Annotated in this window: 24 protein-coding genes; 15 read left to right on the forward strand and 9 right to left on the reverse strand. The window is 63.0% G+C overall.

The annotated features are described in order from the left end of the window. The first annotated feature begins 187 nt into the window (after positions 1 to 187). A complete protein-coding gene (locus tag D1012_RS05555) occupies positions 188 to 961 on the forward strand; it encodes a sulfite exporter TauE/SafE family protein (RefSeq protein WP_118150577.1) in 774 nt (257 codons plus the stop codon). A 93-nt stretch (positions 962 to 1,054) separates the two neighbouring features. Here D1012_RS05555 and D1012_RS05560 read toward each other — a convergent pair whose 3' ends face one another. After that, positions 1,055 to 2,653: a phosphoenolpyruvate carboxykinase gene (locus tag D1012_RS05560; RefSeq protein ID WP_118150344.1), complete on the reverse strand. Its 1,599-nt coding sequence runs from the start codon at positions 2,651 to 2,653 to the stop codon at positions 1,055 to 1,057. A gap of 362 nt (positions 2,654 to 3,015) precedes the next feature. On the opposite strand from D1012_RS05560, the gene D1012_RS05565 reads away from it, so the two are divergent. From D1012_RS05565 to D1012_RS05595, 7 genes are read left to right on the forward strand one after another with little or no spacing between them, the layout of a single operon-like run. Then, positions 3,016 to 3,717 carry a response regulator transcription factor gene (locus tag D1012_RS05565; protein WP_118150345.1) on the forward strand — a complete coding sequence of 234 codons (702 nt, stop codon included), beginning with the start codon at positions 3,016 to 3,018 and terminating at the stop codon, positions 3,715 to 3,717. Continuing rightward, entirely contained in the window at positions 3,714 to 5,411 is a 1,698-nt protein-coding gene (locus D1012_RS05570) for a sensor histidine kinase (protein WP_118150346.1), read from the forward strand. The genes D1012_RS05565 and D1012_RS05570 overlap by 4 nt, the downstream gene beginning before the upstream one ends. A 9-nt stretch (positions 5,412 to 5,420) precedes the next feature. Next, positions 5,421 to 5,843 carry an HPr kinase/phosphorylase gene (locus D1012_RS05575; protein WP_118150347.1) on the forward strand — a complete coding sequence of 141 codons (423 nt, stop codon included), beginning with the start codon at positions 5,421 to 5,423 and terminating at the stop codon, positions 5,841 to 5,843. Then, positions 5,827 to 6,792, forward strand: a complete 966-nt coding sequence (rapZ, locus tag D1012_RS05580; RefSeq protein WP_118150348.1) for an RNase adapter RapZ — start codon at positions 5,827 to 5,829, stop codon at positions 6,790 to 6,792. Before D1012_RS05575 ends, rapZ begins: the two co-directional genes overlap by 17 nt. Continuing rightward, on the forward strand, positions 6,789 to 7,184 hold the full coding sequence (locus tag D1012_RS05585; RefSeq protein WP_118150349.1) for a PTS sugar transporter subunit IIA: 396 nt from the start codon (positions 6,789 to 6,791) through the stop codon (positions 7,182 to 7,184). Before rapZ ends, D1012_RS05585 begins: the two co-directional genes overlap by 4 nt. A 2-nt stretch (positions 7,185 to 7,186) precedes the next feature. After that, on the forward strand, positions 7,187 to 7,456 hold the full coding sequence (locus D1012_RS05590; RefSeq protein ID WP_118150350.1) for an HPr family phosphocarrier protein: 270 nt from the start codon (positions 7,187 to 7,189) through the stop codon (positions 7,454 to 7,456). A 32-nt stretch (positions 7,457 to 7,488) separates the two neighbouring features. Continuing rightward, positions 7,489 to 8,370 carry a lysophospholipid acyltransferase family protein gene (locus D1012_RS05595; RefSeq protein WP_233517024.1) on the forward strand — a complete coding sequence of 294 codons (882 nt, stop codon included), beginning with the start codon at positions 7,489 to 7,491 and terminating at the stop codon, positions 8,368 to 8,370. Positions 8,371 to 8,427: 57 nt separating this feature from the next. Here D1012_RS05595 and D1012_RS05600 read toward each other — a convergent pair whose 3' ends face one another. Continuing rightward, positions 8,428 to 9,303, reverse strand: a complete 876-nt coding sequence (locus D1012_RS05600) for a 3-hydroxybutyryl-CoA dehydrogenase (RefSeq protein WP_118150352.1) — start codon at positions 9,301 to 9,303, stop codon at positions 8,428 to 8,430. A 186-nt stretch (positions 9,304 to 9,489) separates the two neighbouring features. On the opposite strand from D1012_RS05600, the gene D1012_RS05605 reads away from it, so the two are divergent. Next, on the forward strand, positions 9,490 to 10,317 hold the full coding sequence (locus D1012_RS05605) for a DUF6473 family protein (protein ID WP_118150353.1): 828 nt from the start codon (positions 9,490 to 9,492) through the stop codon (positions 10,315 to 10,317). Positions 10,318 to 10,371: 54 nt separating this feature from the next. On the opposite strand, the gene D1012_RS05610 is transcribed toward D1012_RS05605, so the two are convergent. The 5 genes from D1012_RS05610 to D1012_RS05630 form a co-directional block, all read right to left on the reverse strand. Further along, positions 10,372 to 11,295, reverse strand: a complete 924-nt coding sequence (locus D1012_RS05610) for an electron transfer flavoprotein subunit alpha/FixB family protein (protein ID WP_118150354.1) — start codon at positions 11,293 to 11,295, stop codon at positions 10,372 to 10,374. Next, positions 11,295 to 12,056: an electron transfer flavoprotein subunit beta/FixA family protein gene (locus tag D1012_RS05615; protein ID WP_118150355.1), complete on the reverse strand. Its 762-nt coding sequence runs from the start codon at positions 12,054 to 12,056 to the stop codon at positions 11,295 to 11,297. Before D1012_RS05615 ends, D1012_RS05610 begins: the two co-directional genes overlap by 1 nt. 115 nt (positions 12,057 to 12,171) lie before the next feature. After that, positions 12,172 to 12,744 (reverse strand): cob(I)yrinic acid a,c-diamide adenosyltransferase, encoded by a 573-nt coding sequence (locus D1012_RS05620; RefSeq protein WP_118150356.1) that lies wholly within the window; start codon positions 12,742 to 12,744, stop codon positions 12,172 to 12,174. A 3-nt stretch (positions 12,745 to 12,747) separates the two neighbouring features. Then, positions 12,748 to 12,954 (reverse strand): twin transmembrane helix small protein, encoded by a 207-nt coding sequence (locus D1012_RS05625; protein WP_118150357.1) that lies wholly within the window; start codon positions 12,952 to 12,954, stop codon positions 12,748 to 12,750. A gap of 290 nt (positions 12,955 to 13,244) precedes the next feature. Next, entirely contained in the window at positions 13,245 to 14,069 is an 825-nt protein-coding gene (locus D1012_RS05630) for an SDR family NAD(P)-dependent oxidoreductase (RefSeq protein WP_118150578.1), read from the reverse strand. 264 nt (positions 14,070 to 14,333) lie between these two features. Between D1012_RS05630 and D1012_RS05635 the strand changes: the two genes are divergently transcribed. Further along, a complete protein-coding gene (locus D1012_RS05635) occupies positions 14,334 to 16,550 on the forward strand; it encodes a glycosyltransferase family 2 protein (protein ID WP_158569221.1) in 2,217 nt (738 codons plus the stop codon). Between the two features lie 17 nt (positions 16,551 to 16,567). On the opposite strand, the gene D1012_RS05640 is transcribed toward D1012_RS05635, so the two are convergent. Continuing rightward, positions 16,568 to 17,038, reverse strand: coding sequence for an SH3 domain-containing protein (locus tag D1012_RS05640; RefSeq protein ID WP_118150359.1), 471 nt, complete (start codon positions 17,036 to 17,038; stop codon positions 16,568 to 16,570). Between the two features lie 142 nt (positions 17,039 to 17,180). Here D1012_RS05640 and parC point away from each other — a divergent pair, with 142 nt between their 5' ends. Beyond that, positions 17,181 to 19,484 carry a DNA topoisomerase IV subunit A gene (gene parC, locus D1012_RS05645; RefSeq protein ID WP_118150360.1) on the forward strand — a complete coding sequence of 768 codons (2,304 nt, stop codon included), beginning with the start codon at positions 17,181 to 17,183 and terminating at the stop codon, positions 19,482 to 19,484. A gap of 45 nt (positions 19,485 to 19,529) precedes the next feature. Here parC and bhcR read toward each other — a convergent pair whose 3' ends face one another. Beyond that, positions 19,530 to 20,345 carry an HTH-type transcriptional regulator BhcR gene (bhcR, locus tag D1012_RS05650; RefSeq protein WP_118150361.1) on the reverse strand — a complete coding sequence of 272 codons (816 nt, stop codon included), beginning with the start codon at positions 20,343 to 20,345 and terminating at the stop codon, positions 19,530 to 19,532. Positions 20,346 to 20,498: 153 nt separating this feature from the next. Here bhcR and bhcA point away from each other — a divergent pair, with 153 nt between their 5' ends. The 4 genes from bhcA (at position 20,499) to bhcD (ending at position 24,935) form a co-directional block, all read left to right on the forward strand. Continuing rightward, positions 20,499 to 21,689 carry an L-aspartate--glyoxylate aminotransferase BhcA gene (gene bhcA, locus D1012_RS05655; RefSeq protein WP_118150362.1) on the forward strand — a complete coding sequence of 397 codons (1,191 nt, stop codon included), beginning with the start codon at positions 20,499 to 20,501 and terminating at the stop codon, positions 21,687 to 21,689. A gap of 71 nt (positions 21,690 to 21,760) precedes the next feature. Continuing rightward, positions 21,761 to 22,732, forward strand: coding sequence for a beta-hydroxyaspartate dehydratase BhcB (gene bhcB / locus D1012_RS05660; protein WP_118150579.1), 972 nt, complete (start codon positions 21,761 to 21,763; stop codon positions 22,730 to 22,732). 4 nt (positions 22,733 to 22,736) lie between these two features. Then, a complete protein-coding gene (gene bhcC, locus D1012_RS05665; RefSeq protein WP_118150363.1) occupies positions 22,737 to 23,900 on the forward strand; it encodes a 3-hydroxy-D-aspartate aldolase BhcC in 1,164 nt (387 codons plus the stop codon). A 75-nt stretch (positions 23,901 to 23,975) separates the two neighbouring features. After that, on the forward strand, positions 23,976 to 24,935 hold the full coding sequence (gene bhcD / locus D1012_RS05670) for an iminosuccinate reductase BhcD (protein WP_118150364.1): 960 nt from the start codon (positions 23,976 to 23,978) through the stop codon (positions 24,933 to 24,935). The last annotated feature ends 2 nt before the right edge of the window (positions 24,936 to 24,937 follow it).

The raw sequence follows: 24,937 nt of genomic DNA on the forward strand, positions 1-24,937 counted from the left end.
GAGTGCATTGGAGCTAATCACTTTGCAAGTGCAGCGCAACTTAATTTCAACATAAACCGGGTCAAGTGACCGAAAGTGTCGCAGGCGAATTGCCGCCGCGGTCTGTCCGACACAAGTTTCCGCCAAAGTTCCCCAAGGGGTTTTCATTTCCTGCGCCGCGCGCGATGCAGGGCGCATGATTGAAAACATGATCCTTTCTGTGTCTGCGGGGCAGGGCGTGTGGCCGCTGATTGCCGCTGTGACGGTAACCCTTTTTGCCGGATTTGTGAAAGGCGCGGTTGGCTTTGCCATGCCGCTGATCATGATTTCGGCGTTTTCTGCCTTTCTGCCGCCCGAGGTGGCGCTGGCCGGGCTGATCCTGCCGACACTGTTCACCAACCTCAGCCAGGCCTTTCGTCAGGGGGGTGGCCCGGCACAGGCCACCGCCTGGCAATACCGGCGGTTTCTGATCGGGACGGTGGTGTTCATCGCGATTGCGGCGCAGTTTTTCGATCTGATCCCGCGCGTGGCCTATCTGCTGCTGCTGGGTGTGCCGGTCACCGCTTTTGCGGCGCTGCAACTGGCGGGCGTGCCGCTGGCCCTGCGGCTGGAGCATCGCAACCGGGCGGAATGGGGGGTGGGGGTGATCGGGGGCCTTTATGGCGGTGTCTCGGGCATCTGGGGGCCGCCGCTGCTGGTCTATCTGCTTTCGGTCAACGCGCCCAAGCTGGAGGCGATCCGGGCGCAAGGCGTGGTGTTCCTGATCGGGGCGGTGGCATTACTGGTCGCGCATCTTGGCACCGGGCTGGCCAATGCGCAGACACTGGCGTTTTCAGCCGCGCTGGTGGTGCCGGCGCAGATCGGCATGGTTCTGGGCTACCGTTTGCAGGACCGGCTGCCGCAGGCGCGGTTCCGGCGCTGGACGCAGGCGCTGCTGGTGGTGACCGGGCTCAATCTGGTGCTGCAGGCGCTGGTGGCCTAGGGCGGACGCGCTCCGCGCGGGAGTATTTTGAAAGCAGCAAATGCAAAGCGCCCGCGTGCGGGACACGCGGGCGCTTGCTTTGGTCTGGCCGGATCAGCCGATGGCGGCGGCTTTGATGTCGTCGTCGATGTAGGGCACGTATTGGCCGAAGTTCTTTGAGAACATGTCGACCAGTTTCTGGGCCTGCGCATCATAGGCGGCGGTATCGGCCCAGGTGGCGCGCGGGTTGAGCAGGGTGGCGTCGACGCCAGCCAGCGCCACCGGCACCTCGAAGCCAAAGTTCGGATCGCGGCGGAACTCAACGCCCGCCAGCGAGCCGTCGAGCGCGGCCGTCAGCAGAGCGCGGGTCGCCTTGATCGGCATCCGCTTGCCAGTGCCGTAAGCGCCGCCGGTCCAGCCGGTGTTGACCAGCCAGCAGGTCGCGCCTTGTTTCAGGATCTTTTCCTGCAACAGCTTGCCGTAAACCTCGGGGCGGCGTGGCATGAAGGGCGCGCCGAAGCAGGTCGAGAACGTCGGGGTCGGCTCGGTGATCCCGCGCTCGGTGCCCGCCACCTTGGAGGTGAAGCCGGACAGGAAGTGATACATCGCCTGTGCCGGCGACAGCCGTGCAATCGGCGGCAGCACGCCAAAGGCGTCGCAGGTCAGCATCACCACATGCCGCGGGTGCCCGCCCAGTCCGGTATCGGACGCGTTCGAAATTGCGTCGAGCGGATAGGCGCAGCGGGTGTTGTCGGTCAGCGAATTGTCGGAAAAGTCCAGCTCCAGCGTTTCGGGATCATAGACCATGTTCTCGACCACAGTGCCAAAGCGCGAGGTGGTGGCGTAGATCTCCGGCTCGGCCTTGGGGTCCAGGTTGATGGTCTTGGCGTAGCAGCCACCCTCGAAGTTGAAGATGCCACGGTCGGACCAGCCATGTTCGTCATCGCCGATCAGGGTGCGGTCGGGAGCAGCGGACAGGGTGGTCTTGCCGGTGCCGGACAGGCCGAAGAACACCGCCGCATCGACCGGATTGCCGATCGCATGGTTGGCCGAGCAATGCATCGCCATCACGCCCTTGCCGGGCAGGATGTAGTTGAGGATGGTGAACACCGATTTCTTGTTTTCACCAGCATAGGCGGTGTTGGCGATCAGCACGGTCTTTTCGTCAAAGTTCAGCGCGATCACGGTTTCCGAACGGCAGCCGTGGCGGGCGGGATCGGCCTTGAAGCTGGGGACGTTGATGATGGTCCATTCCGGGGTGAACCCGTCCAGCTCGTCCTGCGCCGGGCGGCGCAGCAGGTGGCGGATGAACAGCCCGTGCCAGGCCAGCTCCGCGATCACCCGCACATCCAGCCGGTGCAGCGGATCGGCCCCGGCATACAGATCCTGCACGAACAGATCACGCCCGGCCAGATGCGCCAGCATGTCGGCTTTCAGAACCGCGTAAGCTTCGGGCGTCATCGGCGCGTTATTGTCCCACCAGATGGTCTTTTCGACCGATGGCGTGCGGACAACAAATTTGTCCTTGGGCGAACGACCGGTAAACTGGCCGGTGGAGCACAGGAAAGCACCGCCTTTGCCCAGACGCCCTTCGCCCCGCGCTACGGCGGCTTCGACAAGGGCAGGCTCGATCTGGTTGTAATAGACGTTGCCCAAACCTGTGATGCCTTGCGCGTCGAGGGTTTGATCGGGGTTCACGCGTCCGTGGTTCATTCTGCAAGCTCCCGTGGCCCACGCAGTGGCGCGGGCTGAATTTCGGTCAGAATTCGGTATCCAGGCCAATAGGATACCGGTGGCAGCCCAGGGCCATTGGGTGTCCACACCGCGCATATAACATAGGGATGACGCATCGGAACAGGACGCATTGGCGCAGTTAGCGCAACCATCTTCAGGTTAGCGCAACCATTTCTGGTCCTTTTGTGCAAGTGAGGCAAATTAGTCATTCCTTGGCAATTTTCTTGCCAGATGGGACTCCAAAACCGGGTGATTCGCAGTTCGTTGTTGATTCCGTGACCCGTTCCACAGATCATGATAGAAAAATAAGAGTATCGGGCAGTCACAAGGAAACGCACATCATGGCAAGGATCGCCCTTGTTGACGACGACAGGAATATCCTGACGTCTGTATCAATGACACTCGAAGCCGAAGGCTTCGAGGTTGAGACCTATAACGACGGCCAGTCTGCCTATGATGCGTTCACGCGCCGCATGCCCGACATGGCTGTGCTCGACATCAAGATGCCGCGCATGGATGGCATGGATCTGCTGCAGCGGATCCGTCTGAAAACCAGCATGCCGGTGATCTTTCTCACCTCCAAGGATGACGAGATTGACGAGGTGTTGGGTCTGCGGATGGGCGCCGATGACTACGTCAAGAAACCGTTCAGCCAACGTCTGCTGGTGGAGCGGATCCGCGCCCTGTTGCGGCGTCAGGATGCCATAGTCACCGGCGAGGTGGCGGTGACCGAAGAAACCAAGATCATGGAACGCGGCCATCTGCGGATGGACCCGTTGCGCCATTCGGTGTCGTGGAAGGGGCTGGATGTCTCGCTCACCGTCACCGAATTCATGCTGTTGCAGGCGCTGGCCCAGCGTCCCGGCTTTGTCAAATCGCGCGATCAGCTGATGGACGTGGCCTATGATGATCAGGTCTATGTCGATGACCGCACAATCGACAGTCATATCAAACGTTTGCGCAAGAAAATGCGCTCGGTGGATGATGAGTTTTCCGCCATCGAGACGCTGTACGGCATTGGCTATCGTTACAACGAAGCATGACAGCGATGCCCCAGACCGGCCTTCGGGATCCGCGCACCGCAAAGGGCGCAAACGTCCTTTTGGGCGAGGATTGGGTATCGTCTGAGGGGACCGAGGACGCTCTGCGCGAGACCCGCAGCAAACGCGGGCTGTTGTCGCTGAAACGCTCGCCGCTGGCGCGCAAGATCATCATTTTCAATCTGATGGCTCTGGTGGTGCTGGTCGCGGGCGTGCTGTTCCTCAACCCGTTCCGCGACAGTCTTGTGGTACAGCGCGAACAGGGGTTCGTGACCGAGGTGAAGCTGATCGCCGATGTGTTCGAGGCGCGGCTGCCGGCGACCGGCGTGGTTGACATGGGGCCGGGCAGTGCCTTTGCGCAGTCTATCGGCAATGTCAGCCTGAGTGATGGCACCTCTATCTTTGTCTTTGACAAGGATGCCCGCATGATCGGCACCGCCACCGGACAGACTGCAGAGATGCCGCAGGATCAGTCCACCGTGATCACCGGCTTTCTGAATGCGGTCTGGGATGGGGCGTCGCGGCTGTTTTCCTCGGGCGGCGGGCGTGGGGCCAGTGTCGATCCCGAAAGTCTGGCCCGGGCGCTGTTTGACCGGGCCATTGCCGGGGAAACTGCGATCAACTTGGGCAAAGGCGCCGAAGGTGGCGCGCTGTTTTCCGTGGTCAGCCCGGTGGAGCGGGCGGGCGAAGTGCTGGGCGTGGTCGCGCTGATCAGCGCCGAAGGCGAGATTGACGCGCTGGTCCGCAATGAGCGGGAACAGATCCTGCAAATGTTCATGCTGGCGCTCTTGGTGTCGATTGGTCTCAGCCTTGTGCTGGCCTCGACCATCGCCAACCCGCTGTCGGATCTGGCGGCGGCGGCAGAGCTGGGCCACGACCGCGACGCGCGCAAGATGCAGCCGGGGCGCATCCGCATTCCCGATCTGGCCGGTCGCCCGGATGAGATCGGGCGGCTGTCGGTGGCGGTGCGCGGCATGGTGGCCGCCCTGTATGACCGCATTGACGCCAATGAACAGTTTGCCGCCGATGTCGCCCATGAGATCAAGAACCCGCTGGCCAGCCTGCGCTCTGCCGTGGCCTCGATGCATCTGGCCAAACGTGATGACCAGCGCACCCGGCTGCTGGACGTGATTGATCATGATGTGCGCCGGCTTGACCGGCTGGTCAGCGACATCTCCAACGCCTCGCGGCTCGACAGTGAGCTGGTCAAGGAACAGGAAGAAGATTTCAACCTGACCAAGACCCTGACCAACCTGTGCGACTATCTGGGCCAGCAGGCCGGGGAAAAAGGCGTCGAGCTGATCACCGATTTCCCCGCCGAGCCGATCATGATTTCCGGGCTGGAGGCGCGGTTGGCGCAGGTGTTTGTCAACCTGATCTCCAACGCGGTGTCATTCTGCGAAGAGGGCGATGCGGTGCGGGTCTGGACCCGCAAGCGCGACAACCGGGTGCTGGTCGTGGTCGAAGATACCGGCCCCGGCATTCCCGAACAGGCGCTGACCAAAGTGTTCAAACGCTTTTACTCCGAACGTCCGCAGGGCCAGTTCGGCAATAACTCCGGCCTTGGGCTGTCGATCTCCAAACAGATCGTCGAGGCGCATGGCGGTGTGATCTGGGCAGAAAACATCCGCCCGACCCATGCCGATGCCACCTCTGATCCGCTGGGCGCGCGGTTCATTGTCGGCTTGCCAGTGTGACGCCGCGCCATGACGGCGCCGCTGACCCTGCACGCCACCACCATAGCCTTTGACGGCCAGGCGATTCTGCTGACCGGGGCCTCTGGCAGCGGCAAGTCTGCGCTGGCCCTGCAACTGATGGCCATCGGGGCCGGGCTGGTGGCCGATGATCAGACCATCCTGACCTTGCAGGGTGCGCAGATCATCGCCACCTGCCCCCCCGCCATCGCCGGGATGATCGAGGCGCGCGGCGTCGGGCTGCTCAACGCCCCGCCTCTGCCGCAGGCGATTGTTGCGCTGGTGGTCGATCTTGACCGGGTTGAGACTGAGCGTCTGCCCGATCACCGCACGATCACCATATTGGGACAGCCGCTTTCCCTTGTACTTGGCAGCAATTCGGCCCATTTTCCTTCTTCGCTCCGGCACTATGTTTTGTATGGGCGACGTGGGTAGCAGGCTGGGAAACGTGGCAGAAACCGCTCCTCTTCAACCGCAGGGCCATCAGCTGGTTCTGGTCACCGGCCCTTCGGGTGCCGGGCGTTCTACAGCGATCAATGCGCTGGAGGATCTGGGCTATGAGGTGATCGACAACCTGCCGCTGACGCTGGTGCCCCGCCTGATCGAAGGGCCGCCGACGGTGCAGCCGATCGCGCTTGGCCTCGATGTGCGCAACCGTGACTTTGCCGCCTCCAACCTGATCGAGCTGATCGACCGTCTGACCCGCGATCCCGGCGTGCAGCTCAGCGTGCTGTATATCGACTGCCAGCCCGGTGTTCTGGTGCAACGCTACAGCGAAACCCGCCGCCGCCACCCCCTCGCGCCCAGCGACAGCCCCGAAGAAGGGGTCGAACGTGAGATTGATCTGCTGGCCCCGATCAAGGCGCGGGCGGATCATCTGATCGACACCACCGATCTGACCGTTCACGGCCTCAAGGCCGAGGTGACGCGCTGGTTTGGGCAGGGGCAGGGGCCAAGCCTTGCGGTTTCGGTGCAGAGTTTCAGCTACAAGCGCGGTGTCCCACGCGGCGTCGATATGGTGTTCGACTGCCGGTTCCTGCGCAATCCGCACTGGGATGCCACGCTGCGCGCCCACGATGGCCGCGACTCACAGGTGGTGGACTTCATTCATCAGGATGCCCGGTTTGAAGAGTTCTATCAAAAGTTGAGCGACATTCTCACGTTTCTCCTTCCGGCCCATCTGGCCGAGGGGCGGTCGCATGTCAGCATTGCGTTTGGGTGTACCGGGGGGCAACACAGATCGGTTGCCGTAGCGGAAATGATGGCTGACACCCTTGCGAATAACGGCTGGGCGGTGTCAAAACGACATCGGGAACTCGAACGGCGGGCAGCTGCCGGGCCAGCGGGACCGGGTGCGCAACCAACAAGGATGGACGGCCTGTGATCGGAATCGTGATCGTGGCACATGGAGGGCTGGCGCGCGAATACCTCGCCGCGGTCGAGCATGTCGTCGGCCCACAATCTGCCATGCGCGCGATCTCGATCGAGGATGATCACGACCGCGCCGCCAAACAGGCCGAAATCTGTGGCGCGGCAGATGCGGTGGACCGGGGCGCGGGCGTGGTGGTGGTCACCGATATGTTCGGCGGATCGCCGTCAAACCTGTCGCTGATGGCCTGTTGCGGCCCGGACCGGCGCATTATCTACGGCGCAAACCTGCCGATGCTGATCAAGCTGACAAAATCGCGTGAGGTGCCGGTGGCTGATGCCGTTGCGGCAGCGCTGGACGCAGGGCGCAAATACATCAACAGCCTGGATCTGGGCGGAGGTGCCTGAATTTGGCTGATAAAACGCTGTCCATCATCAACGAAAAGGGCCTTCACGCCCGCGCCAGCGCCAAATTTGTCGAAGTGGTCGAGGCATTTGATGCCCAGGCTCAGGTCACAAAAGACGGCATGACGGTCTCTGGCGACTCGATCATGGGGCTTTTGATGTTGGCAGCCTCCCGCGGAACCTCTATTGAAGTGCGGACCACGGGGGCCGAGGCGGACCCATTGGCAGAGGCACTTTGCGCGCTGGTGGCCAATCGCTTCGGGGAAGATTACTGAGCCACATGGTGGTGCAGAAAGGCCGACGGATCGTGACAGAACATCCGCAGATCGACACACGCATCGGCGACGGGACAGACCTCGTTCCGCGCGATCGCCCCTATGACATGCGCCGACTGTCCTATGCTGGCAGTTTTTCCAACCCGGTCAAGGCCGGGGCAATCCGCGCCATTGAATGGGCGACGGCCAAGATCACCCTGCTGCGGCTGATCCGCGAATTTGAACGCGCCGGAGCGCCGTTTGGCTCGCCGTTCTGGCCAAAGGCCCTGCGTCACATGGGCATTCGCATCGACACCCCACCGGAAGAGGTGGCGCATATTCCGCCGACCGGGCCGGTGGTGGTGGTCTCGAACCACCCGCATGGTCTGGTCGATGGCATGATTCTGGCCGAAATTGTCAACCGGGTGCGGTCAGACTTCAGGATCCTGACCCGGTCCCTGCTGACCGGCATTCCCGAGGTCGAGGAATTCATGATCCCGGTGCCGTTCCCGCATGAGGAAAACGCGCGCGAGGCCGGGCTGGTGATGCGCAATCTGACGATGGAACATCTGAAGCGTGGCGGGGTCATCATCCTGTTCCCGGCGGGCAAAGTCGCGATGTCCGAAGGCTTTTTCGGCCCGGCGGTGGAGGCGGAGTGGAATGTTTTCACCCACAAGATGATCCAGCGCTCGGGCGCGACCATCGTTCCGGTGCATTTCACCGGCCAGAACAGCCGCCTGTTCCTGATCGCGAACAAGCTGTCAGACACGCTGCGGCAGGGCCTGCTGCTGTATGAGATCAAGCGCGCGCTGTTCAAACCGCAGCGCCCGTTCATCGGCGCTGCCATCCCTGCCACTGAGCTGACCAAATGGGAAGGCAATCCGCGCGGATTTCTGGCCTGGCTGCGCCAGCACACGCTTGATCTGGGGCGCTAGGACCGACAACACGGCGACAATGCCGCCGACGAACTTACCATGAAAGATCGCGGCGGTTCAGCGCGTCGGAACCGGGGTTTCCCCGCGATAATCATAAAACCCGCGCTGCGTCTTGCGGCCCAGCCACCCGGCCTCGACATATTTGGTCAACAGCGGGCAGGGGCGGTATTTGGTATCCGCCAGCCCGTCATGCAGCACGTTCATGATCGCAAGGCAGGTATCCAGCCCGATAAAATCCGCCAGTTCCAGCGGCCCCATCGGGTGATTGGCCCCCAGTTTCATGGATTCGTCGATCGACTTGACCGAACCAACCCCCTCGTACAGCGTATAAACCGCCTCGTTGATCATCGGCATCAGGATGCGGTTGACGATAAAGGCCGGAAAATCTTCGGCTGATGCCGCCGTCTTGCCCAGTTTGCGCACCACCGCATGCATTGCATCCCAGGTTTCCTGATCGGTCGCGATTCCCCGGATCAGTTCCACCAGCTGCATCACCGGCACCGGGTTCATGAAGTGGAACCCCATGAATTTTTCCGGCCGGTCGGTGCGGCTGGCCAGCCGGGTGATCGAGATCGACGAAGTGTTCGAGGTCAGAATCGTATGCGGCTTCAGATGCGGCAGCAGGTCGTCAAAGATCGCCTGTTTGACCGTTTCCCGCTCGGTCGCGGCCTCGATGATCAGATCGCAGGGGCCGACTTCGGCCAGTTTCAGCGTGGTCGTGATCCGGGCCATGGCCGCTGCCTTGTCGTCGGCAGTGACCTTCCCGCGTGAGACCTGGCGTTCGATGTTGCGGTCGATGGTGGCGACGGCATTGGACAGCGCGGCTTCATTCACGTCGGTCAGAATAACGTCATAGCCGGCAAGCGCAAAAACATGGGCAATCCCATTGCCCATCTGTCCGGCTCCGACCACGCCCACGCTGCGAATGTCCATCTGAGAGTTCCTTATCTGTCGTCCGCGCCAACCTTATGCGGCGGGCCACGGCGGGGCAAGAGCGCTGCGTCGCAGCGCCAGAGCGCACGACCGGATAGGCAGCATTTTCTGCAAATGCGCAAGTTAGCTGTTTCGTAACGGGAATCGGAAAGGCTGATCACGGGTGACTAAACTGTGGTGGGTGTGATGGCTTTTGAATATCCGGGCGACGGGTCGCTCGACTATTATCCATGCCGGTATGGCATGTCGCGCGTGCTGTTCCGCGGACCGCGCCGTGATCTGGACCGTCCCTATGTGGTGACACTGGGGGGCACCGAAACCTATGGCAAATTCGTGCCGGAACCCTATCCGGCGCTGATCGAGGCGGCGACGGGGTTGCGCATGGTCAATCTGGGCTATGTAAATGCCGGGCTGGATCTGTATCTCAAAGACTCCGCTGTGCTTGAAACCGCCTCGCGGGCACGGCTGGCAGTGGTGCAGATCGTTGGCGCGCAGAACCTGACAAACCGGTTCTATTCGGTGCATGCCCGGCGCAATGACCGCTTTCTGCGTGCGTCGTCCTATCTGCGCAACATCTACCGCGAGGTGGATTTCACCGAATTCAGCTTTACCCGCCACATGCTCAGCACGCTGCAAGCCGTCTCAGAAAACCGGTTCGAGGTTCTGGCCGAAGAACTGCGCGCCGCCTGGGTTACGCGGATGAAAACGCTGATCACCTCGCTGCCATGCAAAACCGTGCTGCTCTGGGTCGCCAACACCCCGCCGCCCTCGCCGGGGCGACGGTCGGACCTGACGCATGATCCGCTGCTGGTCGATGCCGAAATGGTAGCGGTCCTGCGCGCGCAGGTGACCTGCTACGTCGAAGTTGTGGCCTCGCCTGACGCGTTGCTGCGCGGCACCTCCGGAATGGCCTATGCGCCGTTTGATGCGCCCGCAGCACAGGGCCTGCCCGGCCCGGCCGTGCATCGCCAGATTGCCGACCAGCTGGGGCCAGAGCTGCAGCGCCTGTTCTGAATGCAAACGGGCGCCCGGTCAGGGGCGCCCGTTGCCGTATATCTTGAGATCAGCTTACAGCTTTTCCGTCAACTCGGGCACCAGGGTGAACAGATCACCGACCAGCCCGTAATCGGCCACCTGGAAAATCGGCGCTTCCTCATCCTTGTTGATCGCAACGATCACCTTGGAATCCTTCATCCCCGCAAGGTGCTGGATCGCCCCGGAAATCCCGACGGCAATATACAGCTTCGGCGCCACGACCTTGCCGGTCTGGCCCACCTGCCAGTCGTTCGGCGCATAGCCCGAATCGACCGCCGCGCGGCTGGCACCAACCGCAGCGCCCAGCTTGTCGGCCAGCCCTTCGATCAGCTTGAAGTCTTCTTCCGACCCCACGCCACGCCCGCCCGACACCACAATCCCGGCGCTGGTCAGGTCGGGCCGGTCAGAGGACGCCACCTTGTCCTCAACCCAGGACGACAGCGCCTCCACCGGGCCGCTCACCGGCTCCACCGCGACGGAGCCACCCGAGCCCACGCCGGTAAAGTTGGCAGTGCGGATGGTCATCACCTTGGTTGCATCCGACGATGTCACCGTCTGGATCGCGTTGCCCGCATAAATCGGGCGCTCGAAGGTGTCGGCGTCAATCACCGCCGTCACATCCGACAGCACCATCACGTCCAAGAGTGCCGCCACGCGCGGCATCACATTCTTGCAAAACGCGGTCGAGGCCCCGGCAATGTGGGAATAATCCCCCGCCAGAGACACGATCAGCGCCGCGGTCGATTCCGCCAGCCCGTGGCAATAGGCATGGTCACCTGCAAACAGCACGCGGGCCACACCGTCCAGTTTCGCCGCTTCGGCCGCAGCGGATTCACCGCCCTGACCCGCGACCAGAATATGCACATCGCCCAGCGATTTTACCGCCGTTACAGTCTTGGCAACCGCATCGGTGGCAAGCTGCCCGTCATTCACATCGGCCAGAAGGAGAACAGCCATCAGATCACCCCCGCTTCGTCTTTGAGTTTCGCAATCAGCTCATCCACCGACCCGACCTTGATCCCGGCCTTGCGGCCTGCGGGTTCCACGGTTTTCACCACCGTCAGGCGCGGGGTGACATCCACGCCGTAATCGGCGGGGGTCTTGGCGGCCAGCGGCTTGGCCTTGGCCTTCATGATATTGGGCAGGCTGGCATAGCGCGGCTCGTTCAGGCGCAGGTCGACCGTAACAATCGTCGGCATCTTGACCGAAATCGTCTGCAACCCGCCGTCCACTTCGCGCGTGACCTTTGCCGTGTCGCCGTCAATCACCAGCTCGCTGGCAAAAGTTGCCTGCGACCAGCCGAGCAGCGCCGAAAGCATCTGTCCGGTGGCGTTCATGTCATTGTCGATGGCCTGCTTGCCGCACAGCACCAGACCGGGGCCCTCTTCCTTGACCACAGCTGCCAGCAGCTTGGCCACGGCCAAAGGCTCGATGTCGGTCTGCACGGTGTCGGTCGCCTCGATCAGGATGGCGCGGTCCGCCCCCATCGCCAGCGCTGTGCGCAGCGTTTCCTGAGACTGCTTTACGCCGATCGAGACCACGACGATCTCGGTCGCGACGCCCTTTTCCTTCAACCGGATCGCCTCTTCGACGGCAATCTCGTCGAACGGGTTCATCGACATTTTCACATTGGCCAGATCGACACCGCTACCGTCCGCTTTCACGCGCACCTTCACGTTGTAGTCGATCACACGTTTGACAGGCACAAGCACCTTCATCGACGCAAATCTCCCATATGTTCAAGCTCTCTGCATGGGTAACTATCGGGTCTTTACCGCCCACAACAGTGCAAAATCGACGCGAGGCGCGCCCGGAACGCCACGTTGCCCCGGATCAGCGGGTCAGGCCCGGCACCCAGAGCACATCGGCGCGGCCGTCGTCATTGGCGATCCGCCCGGCGACAAAGAACCAGTCCGACAGCCGGTTCAGATATTTGACCGCCTCGGCGTTCACCTCTTCCAATGTGCCCAGTTCCACCACCAACCGCTCGGCCCGGCGGCACACGGTGCGGCACAGATGCAGCTGCGCGGCCAGTGCCGTGCCACCCGGCAGGATAAAGCTGCGCAGCGGCGTCAGCCGCGCGTTCCAGACGTCAATCTCCTGCTCCAGCCGGGTGACCTGACTGTCGATCATCCGCAGCGGGGTATAAGTCAGGTCTTTGTCCTTGTGCATGTCGGGGGTGCACAGATCCGCGCCCAGATCGAACAGATCGTTCGAGATCCGGGCAAGTGCTGCATCCATCTCTGCACTGGCATGCAGCCGCGCCAGACCGACCGTCGCATTGGTCTCATCCACCGTGCCATAGGCCGACACCCGCAGGCTGTGCTTGGCCACGCGCGCGCCATTGCCCAGCGCGGTTTCTCCGCCATCGCCGGTCTTGGTGTATATCTTCGACAGAACAACCATTCCTCAGCCCCCTTTGCTGCGCAGATAAGCGAAGCCCACGATCAACAGCACCGCCAAAGCCTGCGCTGCGATCCGGTAGCGCATCAGCCGGTTGGCATGTTTGCGGTTGAAATCGCCGCCCTTGGCAAAGCCCCCGATCCCGATCATCAGAATGATCAGAACCCCAAGGCTGGCCACGGCAGCCAGAATGAACAGCGGATCGTTGAGCATGGGTATCCCCTTCCTGTCCGCATGACTTAGGCGTCAATCGGGCAAAAGCGAAGGCAAAATTTGCGCGGGTGGGGCAACGGCAGAGCCGCTCCGCGGGGAGTATTTGCAAAGCAGCAATGCCAGAAAGCCGCTCCCTGCATTTGCTGCTTGAAAAAATACTCCCCGCGGAGCGTCCGTCCTTACAGCCGCGCTCCGCTGAAGTCTTGTCTGCAAACGTCCCGCATCCCGTGGCAACGCCACCGAGCGGGGGCTCGATGCCCCCCGAGGTGGCTCCTTTTACCGCAGGCGCCTCAGCCCTTGGCGATCAGCCAGTCCAGCGTGCGGGTCGGCAGAATGCGCCGCAAAGCCCCCATCAGATAGGTCGGCGTGGTTACATAGTATCGCGCGCGCGGCCTGCGACTTTCCAGCGCGTGGATCAGTTTTTTCGTCACCGCCTGCGCGGGCAACTCAAAGCGGTCCGGCCCCCGGCTTTCATAGAGCCGCCCGCGCAGGCTGGCGTATTCCGGCGCGCGGGCCGAGGCTTCCCAATCGATCCACTTCTCGAAATGCGGGATCGCATTGGCCCGGATCCGGCTGGTCACCGGGCCGGGCTCGATCAGGCTGATGTGGATGCCGGTGCCCTGCATCTCGATCCGCAGCACATCGGTCAGCCCTTCCAGCGCGAATTTGGTCGAAACATAGGCCCCGCGCCATTTCATGCCCACCAGACCCAGCACCGACGAGCAATTGACGATCCGGCCATGGCCTTGCGCCCGCATTACCGGAATCACCCGCCGGGTCAGGTCATGGGTGCCAAACAGGTTGGTCTCGAAAATCTCGCGTAGCGCCCCGCGCGGCAGATCCTCCACCGCACCGGGGCAGGCAAAGGCGCCGTTGTTATACAGCGCGTCCAAGGTGCCGCCGGTCGCCTCCAGCACCTGCGCCAGCGCTGCCGCAATGCTGGCCTCATCGGCATAGTCCAGCCGCGGGCTGTCAAACCCTTCGGCGATCAGCCGGTCGCAATCGGCTTGCTGGCGGCAGCTGGCAAACACCCGCCAGCCCCGCGCCCGCAAGCCGCGTGCGGCATCCAGCCCGATTCCCGACGAGCAGCCGGTGATAAGCACATTGCGCTGCATGAAACGGTCCTGCCTGCCTGTATTGTTTCGATTTTGGATGAAAAACTCATCAGTCTGCACGCATTGTCTTCTGCGTCTTTTGACATGATTGACACGCCTGAGCAGTTTCTTCAAGTTTGTGGAATGTTTTGGTGAAAGGTATGCAGCGGTGGAACTTTTTATGGTGTTGCTGGCGGCGCTTGGTTTGCTGGGGGCCGGATTTTCCGCGTCAGCCGACTCTCCCGAAACCGATGATCCTGAAAGCCTCTGACGGGTCAGATCATTGTGTCAGAGAGCCGGCTGGCGGTTATCGTCCCGTTTTACAATGAAACGGCCTATATCGGGCTCGCGCTGAATTCCATTCTGGCGCAAGGCATCCCCGATACCGAAATCATCGTCGTCAACGACAACCCGGCGGTCTATGACGAAGCGGCTTTTGACCGCATGGGTTTGCCCGCGTCGGTCCGGGTTTTGCACCATCCTGAAAACCTGGGCCTGTCATCTGCGCGAAACACCGGCATCGCGGCCACGCAGGCCCGCCGAATCGCTTTTCTGGACGCAGATGACTACTACCTTGCCGAAGGTCTGGCGGCGCAGCTGACCTTTGCCGAACAGACCGGGGCCGACATCACCCATGCCAATTGCTGCCTCAGCAATGTGGGGTCACCGGCATTGACCCTGTTGCCGCGCGACAAAAAGCTGTTCTCGCAGCAAAAGACCGGCGCCGGTCTCAAAGGGGTGGAACATGCGCAGTTCATCACCTCGTCCTGGTCGTCGATCTATCGGCGTGATTTTCTGGTGGCGCGCGATCTGTTGTTCGACGAGGCGCAGGCCAAATTCGAAGACCGCCTGTTCGTTCTGCAAACCGTGACCGCGGCCGAGCGTATTGCCTGCCTGGCAAAGCCTGTGCGCGTCTGGCGGCGTCGGGCCGGGTCCATTTCGGTGACCAAGCCTGACCTGTTCATTCACCGTCTGCAAATCCAGCTTTTGGAAAAATGCATGGCGCACATGCGCGGATACGCAGCCCAAACCGATGTCGCCCCCCGGTTCCTGCGGCGCGAGCTGTTCAACACCCTGTCGCGCCTGATCTGGGATCTGGACCTGTTGCCGCTGGTCGCGCGGGGCGATGATCCTGCCTATGTCGATCTGGGCCAGCGGATCACGGCCCTGTTGGGAGAGGATCGGTTCGGCCAGCAGATCTTTGATGATCCGGTGCTTAAACTGGTGTCGCGGGTCGGCATGCAAACCCGAAAACTCAACATCCGGCGACTGGATTTCTTTGACATTCACCGCCTGTTGCGCGCGGGAGATATGCCGGGGGCGGTGGCCACCCTGGAGGCGCGCCGGGCGGTCAGCGCAGCACCTGCGGTATTGTCGGGCACACGGGGGCGGCATCTGATCTTGCATGTTGGCATGCACAAGACCGGGTCCACCTATTTGCAGCGTGCGCTTCTGGCCCGTCAGGGCCGCCTGCGCGCAGCTGGGGTCTTGTTCCCCAAAACCGGGCTTGCCGGCGACAGTTTCTTTGCCGTGCGTCAGGGCGGGTTTCCCGGCCACCTTGGCCTGTTGGTCGCCGCGCGCAACCGTCAGGGCGAGGTCTGGGGCGAACTGGCCGATGAAATAAAGACATCCCGCGCCAAGACGGTGATCCTGTCTTGCGAGAACATGCTGGCCCCCATTACCGATGACCGCGACGCCTTGCTTTCGGCGCTGTTTCATCGGCTTGCCGATTTCGAAACCTGTCAGGTCGTGGCCTTTGCCCGCCGTCCCGATCACTGGGCCGAGATGTTCTATCGCGAAATGGTCTGCAACGGCCAGCGGCGTGGCGCGCGCAGCCTGCAGGAATTTCTGGTCGATTACGGGACGGCACTGACGGATTTTCCGGCGCTGTTCGCGCCGTTCGAATCGTTTTCCGATCGCCCGGTGATCTTGCTGGATCATGACAGGCTGGCGCGGCAAAACGGGCATTGGGCAGCGTTTCTGTCTGCTGCCGGTCTTGACGCGCTGCCCAATGACCCGCCCGAACTGCCGCCGCACCAGACCTATCCCACGCCTGACCGGGATCAGGTCGCGGCGGCGCGCTTGCTCAACAGCATGCTGACCTCCGAGGAACAGCGCATGCTGGTGCTGCGCGGCTTCTTTGCAAGTCATCCGCCCGCCCGCGACGCCCGGTCCGCGATTTCCCCGCAAGACCGCGCCGCGCTGGTCGATGCCTTTGCCGCAAGTTCTGCGGCATGGGCGGCCCAGCGCGGCTTTGCCCCCGACCTTACCGCAATCCACGCGGCCCTTGCAGCCGAAGGCTGGGAGCCGCCCACGGCACTTTCGGGTGATACGCTGGAGCGGCTGCTGCAAGCCCGTCTGCAGGTCGAACGCCCCGCCGCCGAGGCAGGCGCCCCGCCCGCAAACCGGTTCGAACTTGGTGATCGGGGCAATGGCGGGCTGACCATTCGGATCAGACCCCGGCCTTGGCTATCACGTCTTCTGGGTTGGGTTGCGAACTGACACGCGCCGCCCGTGGCTCAGGGCGCGTCCGCAAGGAAGGAGATCGCCATATAGCCGTCGATGCCATCGCCTTCGACACGCACGCGCGCCCAGCCATTCCCCTCGTCAGAGATCACACTCACCGCCTCGCCTCGCGTCAGCCGTCCCACCACAGCGTTCTGCGTGGACGGGCCAGAGCGCACATTGACCGAGCGGCCGGTCACATATTTCACATCTTCGGCGACCGTGACCGCCGCTTCCACCGGCACCACCGCCTTTGGCTGCGCAACCGGCTTGATCAGCGGCTGGGCCGGGGCAAAGACCACCGGCACAATGCCTGCACCGCTTGACGCCTGCACGGGCGCGGTTTCCGCAACCCGGACCGTCGGGGCGGGCACCGGCACCTTTTCTGCCGCCATCAGGCCAAAGCGCGTCTGACCGCGATCCTGCCCGCCAATCTGAAGTGTGACAAAAATACCTGCGCAGAGCAGCAGCAGCAGACGGATCATTTGGGCACCCGATTCACCTATACGCATATTGGAATATCATAGCGGCAAACTCTGCAAAGGTGAAAACAGTTCCCGCTTTCCCCCTCTGCTTTCCGCGAATTTCGGTCTGGACCGATCCGGCCCCGCGCATTACACCACATCCATGTCAGATAAAGCCAATCCCCCCAAAATAGAGCCTGTCGAAGTGGCCGAACCCCTGTCGCGCGCCATTGGGGAGCGGTATCTGACCTATGCCCTGTCGACCATCATGCACCGCGCGCTGCCCGATGCACGCGACGGGCTCAAACCCGTGCACCGCCGCATCCTCTATGCCATGCGCGAGCTGCGGCTGTCGGCCACCAGCGCCTTCCGCAAATCGGCCAAGATCGCCGGCGATGTGATGGGCAACTACCACCCGCACGGTGACTCCGCGATTTACGACGCGATGGCGCGTCTGGCGCAGGATTTCAACGTGCGCTACCCGCTGGTTGACGGGCAGGGCAACTTTGGCAACATCGACGGCGATAACCCCGCCGCCAGCCGGTATACCGAGGCGCGGCTGACCGCGATTGCCGAAACGCTGATGGAAGGGTTGACCGAAAACGCGGTCGATTACCGCCCGAACTACGATGGCACGCTCGAAGAGCCGGTGGTGATGCCCGCCGCCTTCCCGAACCTGCTGGCCAACGGCTCCAGTGGCATTGCCGTCGGGATGGCCACCAATATCCCGCCGCACAATCTGGATGAGCTGATTCAGGGCTGCCACGCCATGCTGCGCAACCCCGACATCACTACGTCGGAACTGGTCGATCTGATCCCCGGCCCCGATTTCCCGACCGGCGGCGTCATGGTGGAGCCGCGCTCGGTGATGCTCGACGCCTACGAATCCGGTCGCGGCTCGTTCCGCACCCGCGCCAAATGGCAGATCGAGGATCTGGGCCGCGGCACCTGGCAGATCGTCGTCACCGAAATTCCCTATCAGGTCGCCAAATCCAAGCTGATCGAAAAGCTGGCCGAGCTGATCCAGACCAAAAAGATCCCGCTGCTCGCCGATGTGCGCGACGAATCGACCGAAGATGTCCGCATCGTGCTGGAGCCCCGCGCCAAAACCGTGGACCCCGATGTGCTGATGGGCACCTTGTTCAAGAACTCTGATCTGGAAACCCGGTTCAGCCTGAACATGAACGTGCTGATCGACGGCAAGGTGCCAAAGGTCTGCAGCCTCAAGGAAGTGCTCAAGGCTTTCCTCGATCACCGCCGCAACGTGCTGCGCCGCCGGTCCGAACACCGGGTCGAAAAGATCGACCACCGGCTGGAGATTCTCGAAGGCTTCATCATCACCTTCCTGAACCTTGACCGGGTGATCGACATCATCCGCTACGACACCGACCCAAAGGCCGCGCTGATGCGCGAAGACTGGGGCAAACCGCACGCGCGCGCGGTGTCGGAAAAAGACTATGTCACCCCCGCTCCGGGTGAGGGCGAGCTGACCGAGGTGCAGGCCGAGGCCATCCTCAACATGCGTCTGCGCTCCTTGCGCAAGCTTGAGGAAATGGAGCTGATCGCCGAACGCGACGCCCTGATGAAGGAACGCGCCGGGCTGGCCGACCTGCTCGACAGCGACCGCCTGCAATGGCAGCAGATCGGCGTCGAGCTGGAGGCGATCCGCAAGCAATTTGGCAAGGGCACCAAACTGGGCGACCGCCGCACCCAATTTGCCGAGGCGGGCGTGATCGAGGATGTGCCCTTTGAGGCGATGATCGAACGGGAACCGATCACCGTGATCTGCTCGAAAATGGGCTGGATCCGGGCGCTCAAAGGCCATGTCGATCTGACGACGGAACAGAAATACAAGGATGGCGATGGCCCGCGCTTTGCCTTCCATGCCGAGACGACTGACAAGATCCTGCTCATCGCCGCCAACGGGCGGTTCTACACGCTGATCGGGGCCAACCTGCCCGGTGGGCGCGGCATGGGCGAACCGGTGCGGCTGATGGTCGATCTGCCCAATGATGCCGAAATCGTCTATCTGACCGTGTTCAAACCGGGACAGAAACTGCTGGTCGCCTCCTCTGCCGGCGATGGCTTCATCGTTCCGGGCGAAGAGGTGCTGGCCCAGACCCGCGCCGGCAAGCAGGTGCTCACGGTGCGCGAAGGCGTCACGACCGCCGTGGTCACGGTGGCAAGGGGTGACCATGTCGCCGTGGTCGGCGAAAATCGCAAAGTTCTGGTGTTCCCGCTGGCAGAGCTGCCGGAAATGGCCCGGGGCAAGGGCGTGCGGTTGCAAAAGTACAAGGATGGCGGCTTGTCCGATGCCATCACTTTCACGCTGGCCGATGGTCTGAGCTGGAAAGACCCTGCCGGCCGCACCCGGTCGGAACCCGACCTGACCGAATGGCTCGGCCCCCGGGCCGGTGCCGGAAAAATGGCCCCGCGCGGCTTCCCGCGCGACAACAAGTTCGCCTGACACCACCCCTCATCGCGTCCTCCGGGGCGCGAGGGGGGCGGCGTTTCAGGGCTGCTGGCCGCCCGTCGCCTCTGTGACCTGATCTGCCGCCGCCCGCACCAGCGCGCCGATGCGCGCGGTGTCCGTCAAGGCGATGCGGAACGCAGGCCCCGACACCGACAGCCCGGCCACCGGCTCGCCATGGCTGTTGAAAATCGGCGCCGCCACACAGCGCATACCCGTCGCGCGCTCCTGATCGTCAATCGCATAGCCACGCGCCCGCGTCGCCGCCAGATCGCGCAGCAGGTCGGCTTCGGTGGCAAGGGTCAGGTCGGTGAACCGCTCCAGCCCCTTGCGCTCGATCACCCGCCGCACCCGGATCTCGCCATACCAGGCCAGCAGTGCCTTGCCGATGCCCGAGACATGCATCGGGGCCTTGGTGCCGGGCGGAAAAAACGCGCGGATCGCCTCATGGGTTTCGACCTGGCTCAGGAACAGCACCTCATCCCCGGCCTCGATGCCCAGATTGGCAGTCTCTCCGGTGTCGCGCATCAGCGTATCCATCGGTTGCCGCGCGCGTTCCACCACTTTGGTCCGGCGCAGAAACGTGGTGCCCACGCGGAACGCCCCCGGCCCGACATGCCACAGCTGCCCGCCCTCTTCGGCTTCGACCATCCTGTGCCCTTCCAGCGTGACCAGCGCGCGGAACACCGTCGCCACCGCCTCGCCACTTTCCGCCGCCAGTTCGGACAGCGACAAACCGGGCCGCGCCGCAACCAGTTCCAGCAGGGTCAGACCCCGGTCAAGCGCCTGCACCGTGTTCTGATCGGTCTTGTCATGAAACGCTTTGGGGCGGCCACGGGGGCGGGGAGTAGGGGCCATGTCTCATACCTCTGGATTTCATGAAAAACGCTTAGCATTTGATATGGCTGGAAAATAGCATGATCCTCGGTAAATGAAAAACCTTTTCGAAAAAATTGTCCCACTGTGTTACATCACCTAAGATCAGCTCAACCAAAGCTTGGAGGAGCCGTCATGCAGTCCCAGAACCCCGTCTTCATCCCCGGTCCCACCAACATCCCCGAGACGGTCCGCAAGGCCTGTGACATGCCCACCCTCGACCACCGCTCCCCCGCCTTTGCCCGGCTGTTCCGGCCAGCGGTGGCAGGCGTGCGCCGGGTGCTGAAGATGACCGAGGGTGAGGTCATCATCCTGCCCTCGACCGGCACTGGCGGCTGGGAGGCCGCGATCACCAACACCCTCTCCCCCGGCGACACCGTACTGGCCGCGCGGTTTGGCATGTTCAGCCACCGCTGGATCGACCTGTGCCAGCGTCACGGCCTGCGGGTACAGATCATCGAGACCCCATGGGGGCAGGGCGCACCGCTGGACAAGATCGAAGCCGCGCTGAAAGCCGACACCAGCGGCACGATAAAGGCGGTGCTGGCCACCCATAACGAGACCGCCACCGGCGTGCGCTCCGACATCGCAGGCCTGCGCCGCGCGATGGATGCGGCGGGCCACACCGCGATGCTGTTCGTCGACGGCGTGTCCTCCATCGGCTCGATGCCATTCGAGATGGCCGCATGGGGCGTCGATATCGCGGTGGCGGGCAGCCAGAAGGGCTTCATGCTCCCCGCCGGTCTCGCCATCCTCGGCGTCAGCCCGAAGGCGCTGGCCGCGATGGACACTGCCACCCTTCCGCGCACCTTTTTCGATTTCCGCGACATGCTGAAAAGCTACGCCGCAGGCGGCTTTCCCTATACCCCGCCGGTCGGCCTGATCGCCGGTCTCGCCCGCGCGATCGAGATGCTGGAGGATGAAGGGCTGGACGCGGTCTACGCCCGCCACCACCGCCTCGCGGAAGGCGTACGCCGCGCCGTCGCGGCCTGGGGCATGAAACCCTGCGCCGTGACGCCTGACCTGTACTCCGATACCGTGACCGCCGTGCTGGTGCCAGAGGGGTGTAACGGCACCGATCTGGTGACGCTGGCGGCACAGAAATATGGCGTGGCTTTTGGCGTCGGTCTGGGCGAGGTGGCGGGCCGCGTGTTCCGCATCGGCCATCTGGGAATGCTGACCGACGTGATGGTTCTCTCCGGCCTTGCGACCGCCGAGATGTGCATGGCCGATCTGGGCTGGCCCATCACGCTGGGGTCGGGCGTGGCGGCGGCGCAGGAGTATTATCGCGGCTCGGCTGTTGCGATGGCCATGGCGGCGGAGTGAAGCCGGACTGTCGGACCGGGGGCCAGCCCCCGGACCCCCGGGATATTTGAGAACAGGAAATGAGCAAGAAGATGAAGGATGTGCCCCAGATGTATGTGCCGACCTTTGACGACGTGATCGCGGCGCATGACCGCATCCGCCCGCATATCCACCGCACCCCGGTGCTAACGTCGAGCTATTTCAACGAGCTGACCGGGGCCGAGTTGTTCTTCAAATGCGAGAACTTTCAGAAGGCCGGGGCTTTCAAGGTGCGCGGGGCCTGCAATGCGGTGTTTGGTCTGACCGAAGACCAGTCGCGGCTGGGGGTCTGCACCCATTCCAGCGGCAACCATGCGTTGAGCCTGTCTTATGCGGCGGGGCGGCGGGGGATACCCTGCAACGTGGTGATGCCGCGCACCGCCCCGCAGGCCAAGAAAGATGCCGTGCGCGGCTATGGCGGAGTGATCACCGAATGTGAGCCATCGACCAGCAGTCGCGAGGCGGTGTTCGCGCAGGTGCAGGCGCGGACGGGGGGGGAGTTTGTTCATCCCTACAATGACGCTCGCGTGATTGCCGGGCAGGCGACCTGTTCGCGCGAACTGCTTGAGCAGGTGGAGGAATTGGATTGCGTGATCGCGCCGATTGGCGGCGGCGGCATGATCTCGGGCACCTGCCTTACCATGAGCGCGCTTGCGCCGGGGGTGGATGTTTATGCCGCCGAGCCGTTGAATGCGGATGACGCTTATCGCAGCTTCAAAGCCGGGCGCATCATTGCCGATGACGCGCCCGAGACGGTGGCCGACGGGCTGAAGGTGCCGTTGAAAGACCTGACCTGGCATTTCGTGTCGAACCACGTGGCGGACATCTTCACCGCGACGGAGGAGGAGATCATCGACGCGATGAAGCTGACCTGGAAGCGGATGAAGATCGTAATGGAGCCAAGCTGCGCCGTGCCGCTGGCCACCATTCTGAAGAACAAGGACGTCTTCCGGGGGCGGCGTGTTGGCGTCATCATCACCGGCGGGAACGTCGATCTGGACACTTTGCCTTGGATGAAAGGGTAACACCATGAACAAGCACACAGATTTCGAAGGCCTTGAAGTGGGCTATGACATCCCCGCGCTGCCGGGGATGGACGAGGCGGAGATCCAGACGCCCTGCCTTGTGCTGGATCTGGACGCGCTGGAGCGCAATATCAAGAAGATGGGCGATTACGCACGTGCTCATGGCATGCGCCACCGGGTGCATGGCAAGATGCACAAATCGGTCGATGTGGCGAAGTTGCAGGAGACCTTGGGCGGTTCTTGCGGCGTGTGCTGCCAGAAGGTGAGCGAGGCCGAGGTCTTTGCCCGGGGCGGCATCAAGGATGTGCTGGTCAGCAATCAGGTGCGCGACCCGGCCAAGATCGACCGTCTGGCGCGGCTGCCGAAGCTGGGGGCGCGCACCATAGTTTGCGTCGATATGCTGGACAACGTGGCAGACCTGTCGGCTGCGGCCGTACGGCATGGCACACAGATCGAATGTCTGGTGGAGATCGACTGCGGCGCGGGGCGCTGCGGGGTGAAGACCACGCCGGAGGTGGTGGCGATTGCGCAGGCGATTGATGCCGCGCCGGGGCTGAAATTCGCCGGGCTGCAGGCCTATCAGGGCGCGATGCAGCACATGGACAGTTTCGCCGACCGCAAGGCAAAGATTGATCTGGCGGTGGCGCAGGTCAAGGACGCGGTGGATGGGTTGAAGGCCCAGGGGCTGGACTGTGACATCGTGGGCGGCGGCGGCACCGGCAGCTATTATTTTGAAAGCAATTCAGGGGTTTACAATGAGCTGCAGTGTGGCAGCTATGCGTTCATGGATGCCGACTATGGCCGGATTCTGGACAAGGACGGCAATCGGATTGACCAGGGCGAGTGGGAAAACGCGCTGTTCATCCTGACCTCTGTAATGAGCCATGCCAAGGCTGACAAAGCCATCGTCGATGCGGGGCTCAAGGCGCAATCGGTGGACTCTGGCCTGCCGGTGATCTTTGGCCGGACGGATGTCAAATACATCAAATGCAGCGATGAGCATGGCGTGGTCGATGACCCGCAGGGCGTGCTGAAGGTCAATGACAAGCTGCGGCTGGTGCCGGGGCACTGTGACCCGACCTGCAATGTGCACGACTGGTATGTGGGCGTGCGGGACGGCAAGGTCGAGGTGGTCTGGCCGGTGAGCGCGCGCGGCAAGGCGTATTGAGCCTGAACGGAGGCTCTGGCGGATGTGTCGGAGCCTCCGGCGGGGATATTTAAGAACAGATGAAAGGGCTTACCCATGCTGATCGTACCCGAGGGCCTGATTGCCGGGCTGGTGTCGGCGGAAGATGCCTTTGCAGCGGTCGAGGCGGTGTTCGCCGCGATGTCGCGCGGCGAGGCCTATAACTTTGACGTGGTGCGCGAGGCGCTGGGCGAGGGGCGGCAGTACGGCTTCAAGTCGGGGCTTGACCGTGCGGGCGGGCAGCTGGGGGTGAAAGCGGGGGGCTACTTTCCCGGCAACGCGGCGCATGGGATCATCAACCACCAGTCAACGGTGTTCCTGTTTGATCCCGAGACCGGCCAGCCGGTGGCGATGGTCGGCGGCGGGTTGCTGACCGCGCTGCGGACAGCGGCGGCGAGCGCCATTTCCATCGACCGGCTGGCGCGGCGCGATGCCCGCGTGCTGGGCATGGTGGGGGCCGGGCATCAGGCCGGGTTTCAGCTGCGGGCGGCGGCGCGGGTGCGGGATTTTGAGCGGGTGATCGCTTGGAACCTGCACCCCGAGATGCTGGACCGTCTGGGCGCGATTGCGGCGGAGCTGGGGCTGCCGTTCGAGGCAGTGCCGCTGGAGCGGATGGTCGAGGCCGATGTGATCGTGACCATCACCTCTTCGCCTGCCGCCAGTCTGCTGGACCGGCATGTTGCCCCTGGCACACATCTGGCCTGCATGGGCACCGATACGCGCGGCAAACAGGAGGTGGAGCCTGCGCTGCTGGGCCGGGCTTCGGTCTTTGCCGACGAGATCGCGCAGTCGGTGTCGATCGGTGAGGCGCAGCATGCGGTGGCGGCTGGCCTGCTGGATGCGACGGCGATCACGCCTTTGGGCGATGTGATCACCGGCAGGCATCCGGGGCGGCGGTCTGATGACGAGATCACGCTGTTTGACGGCACCGGGGTTGGCTTGCAGGATCTGGCGGTGGCGGCGATGGCGGTGCGCCGGGCGGTAGAACGCGGGCAGGGCAGCGTGGTGGAGATTTAGGC

This window comes from Pseudotabrizicola alkalilacus (genome assembly GCF_003443995.1).
GTDB classification, from domain to species: Bacteria; Pseudomonadota; Alphaproteobacteria; order Rhodobacterales; family Rhodobacteraceae; genus Pseudotabrizicola; species Pseudotabrizicola alkalilacus.

Excerpts from the sequence above, each read along its gene's own strand:
- D1012_RS05555 (WP_118150577.1), top strand. The coding sequence starts at position 188 with ATGATCCTTTCTGTGTCTGCGGGGCAGGGCGTGTGGCCGCTGATTGCC.
- D1012_RS05600 (WP_118150352.1), bottom strand. The coding sequence starts at position 9,303 with ATGGACATTCGCAGCGTGGGCGTGGTCGGAGCCGGACAGATGGGCAAT.
- bhcA (WP_118150362.1), top strand. The coding sequence starts at position 20,499 with ATGCAGTCCCAGAACCCCGTCTTCATCCCCGGTCCCACCAACATCCCC.
- D1012_RS05630 (WP_118150578.1), bottom strand. The coding sequence starts at position 14,069 with ATGCAGCGCAATGTGCTTATCACCGGCTGCTCGTCGGGAATCGGGCTG.
- D1012_RS05565 (WP_118150345.1), top strand. The coding sequence starts at position 3,016 with ATGGCAAGGATCGCCCTTGTTGACGACGACAGGAATATCCTGACGTCT.
- D1012_RS05560 (WP_118150344.1), bottom strand. The coding sequence starts at position 2,653 with ATGAACCACGGACGCGTGAACCCCGATCAAACCCTCGACGCGCAAGGC.
- D1012_RS05570 (WP_118150346.1), top strand. The coding sequence starts at position 3,714 with ATGACAGCGATGCCCCAGACCGGCCTTCGGGATCCGCGCACCGCAAAG.
- D1012_RS05640 (WP_118150359.1), bottom strand. The coding sequence starts at position 17,038 with ATGATCCGTCTGCTGCTGCTGCTCTGCGCAGGTATTTTTGTCACACTT.
- D1012_RS05575 (WP_118150347.1), top strand. The coding sequence starts at position 5,421 with ATGACGGCGCCGCTGACCCTGCACGCCACCACCATAGCCTTTGACGGC.
- D1012_RS05610 (WP_118150354.1), bottom strand. The coding sequence starts at position 11,295 with ATGGCTGTTCTCCTTCTGGCCGATGTGAATGACGGGCAGCTTGCCACC.
- rapZ (WP_118150348.1), top strand. The coding sequence starts at position 5,827 with ATGGGCGACGTGGGTAGCAGGCTGGGAAACGTGGCAGAAACCGCTCCT.
- D1012_RS05615 (WP_118150355.1), bottom strand. The coding sequence starts at position 12,056 with ATGAAGGTGCTTGTGCCTGTCAAACGTGTGATCGACTACAACGTGAAG.
- D1012_RS05605 (WP_118150353.1), top strand. The coding sequence starts at position 9,490 with ATGGCTTTTGAATATCCGGGCGACGGGTCGCTCGACTATTATCCATGC.
- D1012_RS05620 (WP_118150356.1), bottom strand. The coding sequence starts at position 12,744 with ATGGTTGTTCTGTCGAAGATATACACCAAGACCGGCGATGGCGGAGAA.
- D1012_RS05625 (WP_118150357.1), bottom strand. The coding sequence starts at position 12,954 with ATGCTCAACGATCCGCTGTTCATTCTGGCTGCCGTGGCCAGCCTTGGG.
- bhcD (WP_118150364.1), top strand. The coding sequence starts at position 23,976 with ATGCTGATCGTACCCGAGGGCCTGATTGCCGGGCTGGTGTCGGCGGAA.
- parC (WP_118150360.1), top strand. The coding sequence starts at position 17,181 with ATGTCAGATAAAGCCAATCCCCCCAAAATAGAGCCTGTCGAAGTGGCC.
- bhcB (WP_118150579.1), top strand. The coding sequence starts at position 21,761 with ATGAAGGATGTGCCCCAGATGTATGTGCCGACCTTTGACGACGTGATC.
- bhcC (WP_118150363.1), top strand. The coding sequence starts at position 22,737 with ATGAACAAGCACACAGATTTCGAAGGCCTTGAAGTGGGCTATGACATC.
- bhcR (WP_118150361.1), bottom strand. The coding sequence starts at position 20,345 with ATGGCCCCTACTCCCCGCCCCCGTGGCCGCCCCAAAGCGTTTCATGAC.